Annotated in this window: 11 protein-coding genes; 6 read left to right on the plus strand and 5 right to left on the minus strand. The window is 41.6% G+C overall.

The genetic code is table 11. The features are described from left to right. Positions 1-74 precede the first annotated feature (74 nt). The gene (locus tag ABIN91_RS23085; RefSeq protein ID WP_238414453.1) at positions 75-260 is read left to right on the plus strand and encodes a CsbD family protein; all 186 of its coding nucleotides are present in this window, start codon (positions 75-77) and stop codon (positions 258-260) included. Positions 261-367: 107 nt separating this feature from the next. After that, on the plus strand, positions 368-1,141 hold the full coding sequence (surE, locus tag ABIN91_RS23090; RefSeq protein WP_348053983.1) for a 5'/3'-nucleotidase SurE: 774 nt from the start codon (positions 368-370) through the stop codon (positions 1,139-1,141). Positions 1,142-1,145: 4 nt separating this feature from the next. Here the strand turns inward: surE and ABIN91_RS23095 are convergent, their stop codons facing one another. The 3 genes from ABIN91_RS23095 to ABIN91_RS23105 are packed head-to-tail and all read right to left on the minus strand — an operon-like array spanning position 1,146 to position 2,924. Continuing rightward, entirely contained in the window at positions 1,146-1,712 is a 567-nt protein-coding gene (locus tag ABIN91_RS23095) for a hypothetical protein (protein WP_348053984.1), read from the minus strand. Between the two features lie 37 nt (positions 1,713-1,749). Beyond that, positions 1,750-2,310 carry a hypothetical protein gene (locus tag ABIN91_RS23100; protein WP_348053985.1) on the minus strand — a complete coding sequence of 187 codons (561 nt, stop codon included), beginning with the start codon at positions 2,308-2,310 and terminating at the stop codon, positions 1,750-1,752. 56 nt (positions 2,311-2,366) lie between these two features. After that, the gene (locus tag ABIN91_RS23105) at positions 2,367-2,924 is read right to left on the minus strand and encodes a hypothetical protein (protein WP_348053986.1); all 558 of its coding nucleotides are present in this window, start codon (positions 2,922-2,924) and stop codon (positions 2,367-2,369) included. A gap of 49 nt (positions 2,925-2,973) precedes the next feature. On the opposite strand from ABIN91_RS23105, the gene ABIN91_RS23110 reads away from it, so the two are divergent. After that, positions 2,974-3,228, plus strand: coding sequence for a stationary phase survival protein SurE (locus ABIN91_RS23110; RefSeq protein WP_348053987.1), 255 nt, complete (start codon positions 2,974-2,976; stop codon positions 3,226-3,228). Positions 3,229-3,231: 3 nt separating this feature from the next. Continuing rightward, entirely contained in the window at positions 3,232-4,344 is a 1,113-nt protein-coding gene (lpxB, locus tag ABIN91_RS23115; protein WP_348053988.1) for a lipid-A-disaccharide synthase, read from the plus strand. A 68-nt stretch (positions 4,345-4,412) separates the two neighbouring features. Here the strand turns inward: lpxB and ABIN91_RS23120 are convergent, their stop codons facing one another. Continuing rightward, the gene (locus ABIN91_RS23120; RefSeq protein WP_348053989.1) at positions 4,413-4,577 is read right to left on the minus strand and encodes a hypothetical protein; all 165 of its coding nucleotides are present in this window, start codon (positions 4,575-4,577) and stop codon (positions 4,413-4,415) included. A gap of 33 nt (positions 4,578-4,610) precedes the next feature. After that, a complete protein-coding gene (locus ABIN91_RS23125; protein ID WP_348053990.1) occupies positions 4,611-4,784 on the minus strand; it encodes a hypothetical protein in 174 nt (57 codons plus the stop codon). A 246-nt stretch (positions 4,785-5,030) separates the two neighbouring features. Here ABIN91_RS23125 and ABIN91_RS23130 point away from each other — a divergent pair, with 246 nt between their 5' ends. Then, positions 5,031-5,237: a hypothetical protein gene (locus ABIN91_RS23130; RefSeq protein WP_348053991.1), complete on the plus strand. Its 207-nt coding sequence runs from the start codon at positions 5,031-5,033 to the stop codon at positions 5,235-5,237. Next, entirely contained in the window at positions 5,227-5,553 is a 327-nt protein-coding gene (locus ABIN91_RS23135) for a type II toxin-antitoxin system RelE/ParE family toxin (RefSeq protein ID WP_348053992.1), read from the plus strand. Before ABIN91_RS23130 ends, ABIN91_RS23135 begins: the two co-directional genes overlap by 11 nt. Positions 5,554-6,000 lie beyond the last annotated feature (447 nt).

A 6,000-nucleotide genomic window follows, 5' to 3' on the forward strand; every position in this document is an offset into this window, starting at 1 on the left:
CATGGTTTTGTATGAATTATTTGAAACTAATTCTATTTTAGAATGTTGTTTAATTACATCTAAAAATAGAAACAATGGATAAGTTAGAGATAAAAGGAAAGTGGAACGAGCTTAAAGGAAAAGTTAAACAAGCCTATGGCGATTTAACCGAAGATGATTTGGCCCACGAAGAAGGAAAAGATGATGAACTGTTAGGCAAGCTCCAGCAAAAAACCGGCAAAGGCCGTGATGAACTGGTAAAATGGATCAATAGTTTATAATAGAATTTGATTGATAGTTTTTTTGAAAAGGCGATGGAGGTAACTCACCGCCTTTTTTATGTTTTAAACTTTAGATAGGTAAATTGCTTTTCTAACTTTGCACCAATATGAAAACCACCAAACCTACCATACTTGTTGTAAACGACGACGGCATTACCGCTCCGGGTATTAAAGCTTTGATAGAAACTATGGCCGAAATTGGCCGTGTAGTTGTGGTTGCTCCGGATACTCCGCAGAGCGGGATGGGGCACGCCATTACCATTGGCAAACCTTTGCGTTTGGATAAGGTTGAGTTATACGATGGTATTGAAATGTATAAATGCAGCGGTACACCGGTTGATTGTGTGAAGCTTGCGGTTACCAAAGTGTTTAAAGGTAAAAAACCGGATCTATGCGTATCGGGTATTAACCATGGGTTGAATAATGCTATCAATGTGCTGTATTCGGGTACCATGTCGGCGGCGGTAGAGGGGGCTATTGAAAGTATCCCGTCTATCGGTTTTTCGTTGGACGATTATGGTTGGGAGGCCGATTTTAGCCATTGCACCAAATTTATTAAGCAGATAGCTTTACAGGTTTTACAAAATGGCTTGCAGGCGGGTACCTTGCTCAATGTAAACTTCCCCAATACAAAGGATATTAAGGGTGTTAAGATATGCCGCCAGGCCAATGCCAAATGGACTGAGGATTTTGATGAGCGTGTTGATCCGTATAAGCGTAAATATTACTGGATATCGGGCGTGCTGGAGAATAATGACATGGGCGAGGATACCGACATATGGGCGCTGGAACATAATTACGCATCTATAGTGCCGGTACAGTTTGACCTGACCGCGCACCATGCTATCCCGCTTTTAAATAGCTGGGATTTTAGCGTTTAACCCGTTATTCTTTTATCGACGACAGATCGAAATCTACTCCACCGGGGTTGCCGGTCATTTTTACTAACAGCGGGAAATTAGGGTTGTTTAGGATCCATAATTTCACTTTGCCGTTTTCGGATGTTACATAAATAACATCAGCTTCTTTGGTGTTGATGAGGTAGGGCGTTTCCAACGGTTTTACGCTGAATTTGGTTTTGTTGAGTGTGAAAAATTGATCTTTGACCAAACCATTCAATAAATTTTTGGAAATGAACATGATGGACTCATCATTTTTATAAATAATAGGCTGATCTGACTGAGGGATGCGAACGATCATTTTGCTGGCGCTATCTAAAGACCGGGTAGGTATTAAAAAGCTGCCTGTACCTAATGCGGGTATGGCCCAGCTAAATTTCATCGGGTCGTTCATCGAGATCACCTTTAAGGTTAACGGCGATTTATAACCCATGTTGGTAGCTTCGGCATTGTAGTTTAAAGTGGTGCCTATGCCAATTTGTGGTACATATTTTTGCGCTAAAATGGTGCTGCTCATTAATAAAGCAAAAATAATCAGGGATATTTTTTTCATGCCCCTAATGTACTATTACACTTTGAGTTAACAAAGGCTATTTTATATATCGTAAAGTGAGGTTTGCGCCTACTATATTATTTATGGTTTTGCAGATGAGCGGAAAATCGGGGTTGTTCAATATCCACAATTGGTTACGCCCATCTACCGAAACCGCGTGAATAACATCCAGTTCCTGGCCATTTGAGTTTATTGGAGGAGTTGTAACCGTACTTAATATGTACTTCATATTATCAAATACCATAAACTTGTTTTTGGCCATGCATTTAAATGCCGACCGGGAAATAAAGCCCATTGTTTCGGTATCTGGTAGCTGGGTTACTTCATCAGGCAAGGGTACTTTTAGCACCATCTTTTTGCCGTTCTGTAAGCTTTTTAAAGCCATTGTATAGCTGCCGTTGCCGTATTCGGAAACTTCCCAATCCATTTTTAGCGAATCGCTTATGCTATGGATGTTTAAACGAAAGGCGATGCTTTCGCCATCTTTTGAAACGGTGTAAGCTATCTGGGTTCCGGCGGTAATTTGGGGCACGTATTTTTGTGCAAAAGCACCAAGGCAGCCCATTGATAAAAACAGTAACAGATGGATCTTTTTCATGCCTGAAAGTACCCTTCTGTTATTAAGCGGTGATTAATTAATGATTGTGTTTAAGGCTATTGTATGTTAACTAAACTTAAATCTATGCCGTGGGCGTTATCTTTAGTTTTACATATGAGCGGAAAATCGGGGTTGTTTAATATCCATAGTTCGCCTTTGCCGTTGGTGGCTACGGCATGTATCACATCCAGTTCTGTATCATTTATTTTGATGGTTTGGGCATCGGGTTTAACCACAAATTTAAGTTCGTCAAAACTAAAGGCCTGGTTTTTTATCATATCGTTATAAGCATCTTTAGATATGCAGGCTATGGTTTGATAATCGGGCAGTTTGGTTAAGGCGTCAATATCGGGCGTTTTGGGTAAGGTGCTTTTACCACTTTGCAGGGCCTTGGCGCTCATTTCGTACGATCCGGAGCCATAGCCGTCAATATTCCAGTCTATTTTTGTTGGGTCGCCAAGGCTGGTAAAAGTGAGCACCATTGGCGCATCCTGACCGTTTTGCGATAATGTATAGTTTATAACAGAATTGCTCTTAATTTTGGGAACAACTTTTTGAGCGAACACCACAGTACCCAGTAGCATGGCGAGTATTAAAAGGTTTAATCGTTTCATTGTTTTTATAGGTTGGTAATTGTTTGTGTTTAAATATGTTAGACTATTAATGGGCGCTAAAGTTCAGTTTATAGCCGGATTATTATCCGGCTTGATTATCCCGGCTATTGCATGGCTCATTTTTGATGTGCTTAACAAAAATTGGGTGTTGTTTAATAAACCCGCCATCCCTTACTTAGTTTCGGTTTGTGTTAACTTGTTTATTATGCGTTATTTGGTGCGGAACGGTAAAGAGAATGCCGCCTATGGAATTATGGTAACCAGCTTTGTGATAATATGGACGGTGTTTAAACTTAAAATGTAGCGTATGCGATATTACCTTGTTGCCGGTGAAGCCTCGGGCGATCTGCATGGTTCAAACTTAATGAAGGTGCTTAAAGAGCGCGATGCGCAGGCGGAATTCCGTTATTTTGGTGGCGATTTGATGCAGGCCGAAGGCGGGGAGTTGGTAAAGCACTATGCCGACATGGCCTTTATGGGCTTTTTAGAAGTTGCCCTAAACCTGCGCACCATCCTCAAAAACATGAAAGCCTGTAAAGAGGATATTTTGGCCTGGCAGCCCGATGTTTTGGTGCTGATCGATTTCCCCGGCTTTAATTTGAAGATAGCCGATTTTGCCAAAGCCAATGGTATTTTGGTATGTTACTATATATCGCCCAAAGTTTGGGCATGGAACCAGAAAAGAGTTTTAAAGATAAAGAGGGTAGTGGATCATATGTTTTGTATCCTACCTTTTGAGGTTGATTTTTACAAGAGCTGGGATATGCAAGTTGATTACGTTGGCAATCCGCTACTGGATGCTGTATCAGCCTTTGATCCCGATAAGGAATTCAGGGCCAATAATAAGCTTACTGATAAGCCCATTGTGGCCCTGCTACCCGGCAGCCGCAAGCAAGAGATCAACTACTTACTGCCGGATATGATAGCCCTGGCAGCTCGTTTTCCCGATCACCAGTTTGTGATAGCCGGCGCGCCATCCTTCAAGGTCGATTTTTATGAGCAATATATGGCTGGCAGTACTACTCCGGTATTGTTTAACTCAACGTACGATCTGTTAAAGAACGCGAAGGCCGCCATTGTAGCATCGGGCACGGCTACGCTTGAAACCGCCTTGTTCCATGTGCCGCAAGTGGTAGTTTATAAAGGCAACCCAATTTCTATCGGGATAGCGCGGGCGGTGATCAAGATCAGGTTTATATCCTTAGTGAACCTGATTATGGACAAGCTGGTGGTTAAAGAACTGATACAGGCCGATTACACCATAGAAACGGCTTCGGCTGAATTAAACCTGCTTTTAAATGATGCCGATTATCGCGATAGTATGCTTAAAAACTATGACGAACTTGATGTGCGGATGGGTAGGCCCGGCGCATCGGCTAAAACTGCGGCATTAATTATCCAATACGCCACAAATAAATAAATCCCGGCTTGTGAGCCAGGACTAATTCTTCATCAGGTGTGAAGGCGGTGTGTATATTTATATGATGGTCAGGCAGCGGTTAAACTGTCTTGGTTAAGCCCTTTGTTTATTTTATTGACCAACGAATCTTTAGTTGCACGAATGGCTTTCAGATCGTTCATCAGAAGTTCTCTCAACTCGTTATCAAAACGATCAACTAATTCGCTGGTAGATGTTTTTTCTTCGATTTTCATATGGGTTATTCTTTAGGTTGAAATATAGCTCTTCTATTGTTTCTTATCGTCGGTATCAGTCAGGTTTTCTTTTTGCCTTTGTGCTTCTTCAAACAGGCGTTGCGCTTGTTCTTTATCGCGGGCATCAGTTGGCGCTTCAGGATTCTTTGGATTTTCCCAATCCTTTTCTTCCTTGTTTTCTGGTTTCGGTTCTGTGGTGACTATCATAATGATTGCTCCTTTGATGGTACTTATGCCAATAGCGTACCAAACTTGATTTTGTTTGCATAGATGCCAATAGCGTGATTTATCGCCTGTAATTGAAACTAAAGGTAGTTTGGAAAATTGGACAGATTGTTTGGTAGGGCGGTCAAAAATTGATTCTTGTTTTGATACAAAAAATCAATTAATAGCAATGTGAACGTGTTAAAGAAGTATGTATGTTTGATTAGATAATTTTGTATTTTTGTTATTATGAAATTTGTATTAGAGGTTAAGGAGAGTAAGGCCGCCGCGCTTATGGCGTTGCTTAATGATTTGCCTTATGTAAAAACCAAACCTTTAACACCTTATAAAGCCAAAGTGCTTGTAGACCTGAAAGAAGCCGTAGACGAATTAAACCTTGTTTTATCTGGAAAGCTTGAGGCTCGCGACGCAGATGAATTATTGAATGAGCTATAGGGTTAAGTTTATACCTAAATTTGAAAAGGAACTTAAACGGTTATCTAAAAAATTCCCTTCACTTAAGTCGGACTTTTTATTTCTTCTAAAATCTCTTAAGGAAGATCCATCTCAAGGTATTTCGCTTGGAAATGATTGCTATAAGATCCGAATGTCCATTGCCAGCAAAGGGAAAGGCAAATCGGGTGGTGCGCGCGTAATTACTTGTTTCAAAATTGTACATGGTACTGTTTATTTGATCTCTGTTTTTGATAAAAGTGAGAAAGAAAATATCACCGACAAGGAACTTCTGGAATTACTCAAATTTATTATCTGATTTAATCAATATCTGTAAAATGTTCTGTGCTTTGAGTGTTTAAGCATGACACCTTGTGCGCTTGATTTGTCTTGAATGACATACTCCTCCGCGCTTCGAGTGCCCTCAGCGTGACACCCCTGCGCAATTTTTGTGGTGATGTTTTTGGTTTGTTTGTCGCGTGGTGAGTGGCCTTTGCGCTCCGCGCTTCGAGTGCCTCAGCGTGACGCCCCTGCGCGCTTTTTTGTGGTGGTGTTTTTGGTTTGTTTGTCGCGTGGTGAGTGGCCTTTGCGCTCCGCGCTTCGAGTACCTCAGCGTGACACCCTGCGCGCTTTTTTGTGGTGGTGTTTTTGGTTTGTTTGTCGCGTGGTGAGTGGCTTTTGCGCTCCGCGCTTCGAGTACCTCAGCGTGACACCCTGCGCGCTTTTTTGTGGTGGTGTTTTTGGTTTGTTTGTCGCGTGGTGAGTG

The organism is Mucilaginibacter sp. (assembly GCF_039921305.1).
Classification (GTDB): domain Bacteria; phylum Bacteroidota; class Bacteroidia; order Sphingobacteriales; family Sphingobacteriaceae; genus Mucilaginibacter.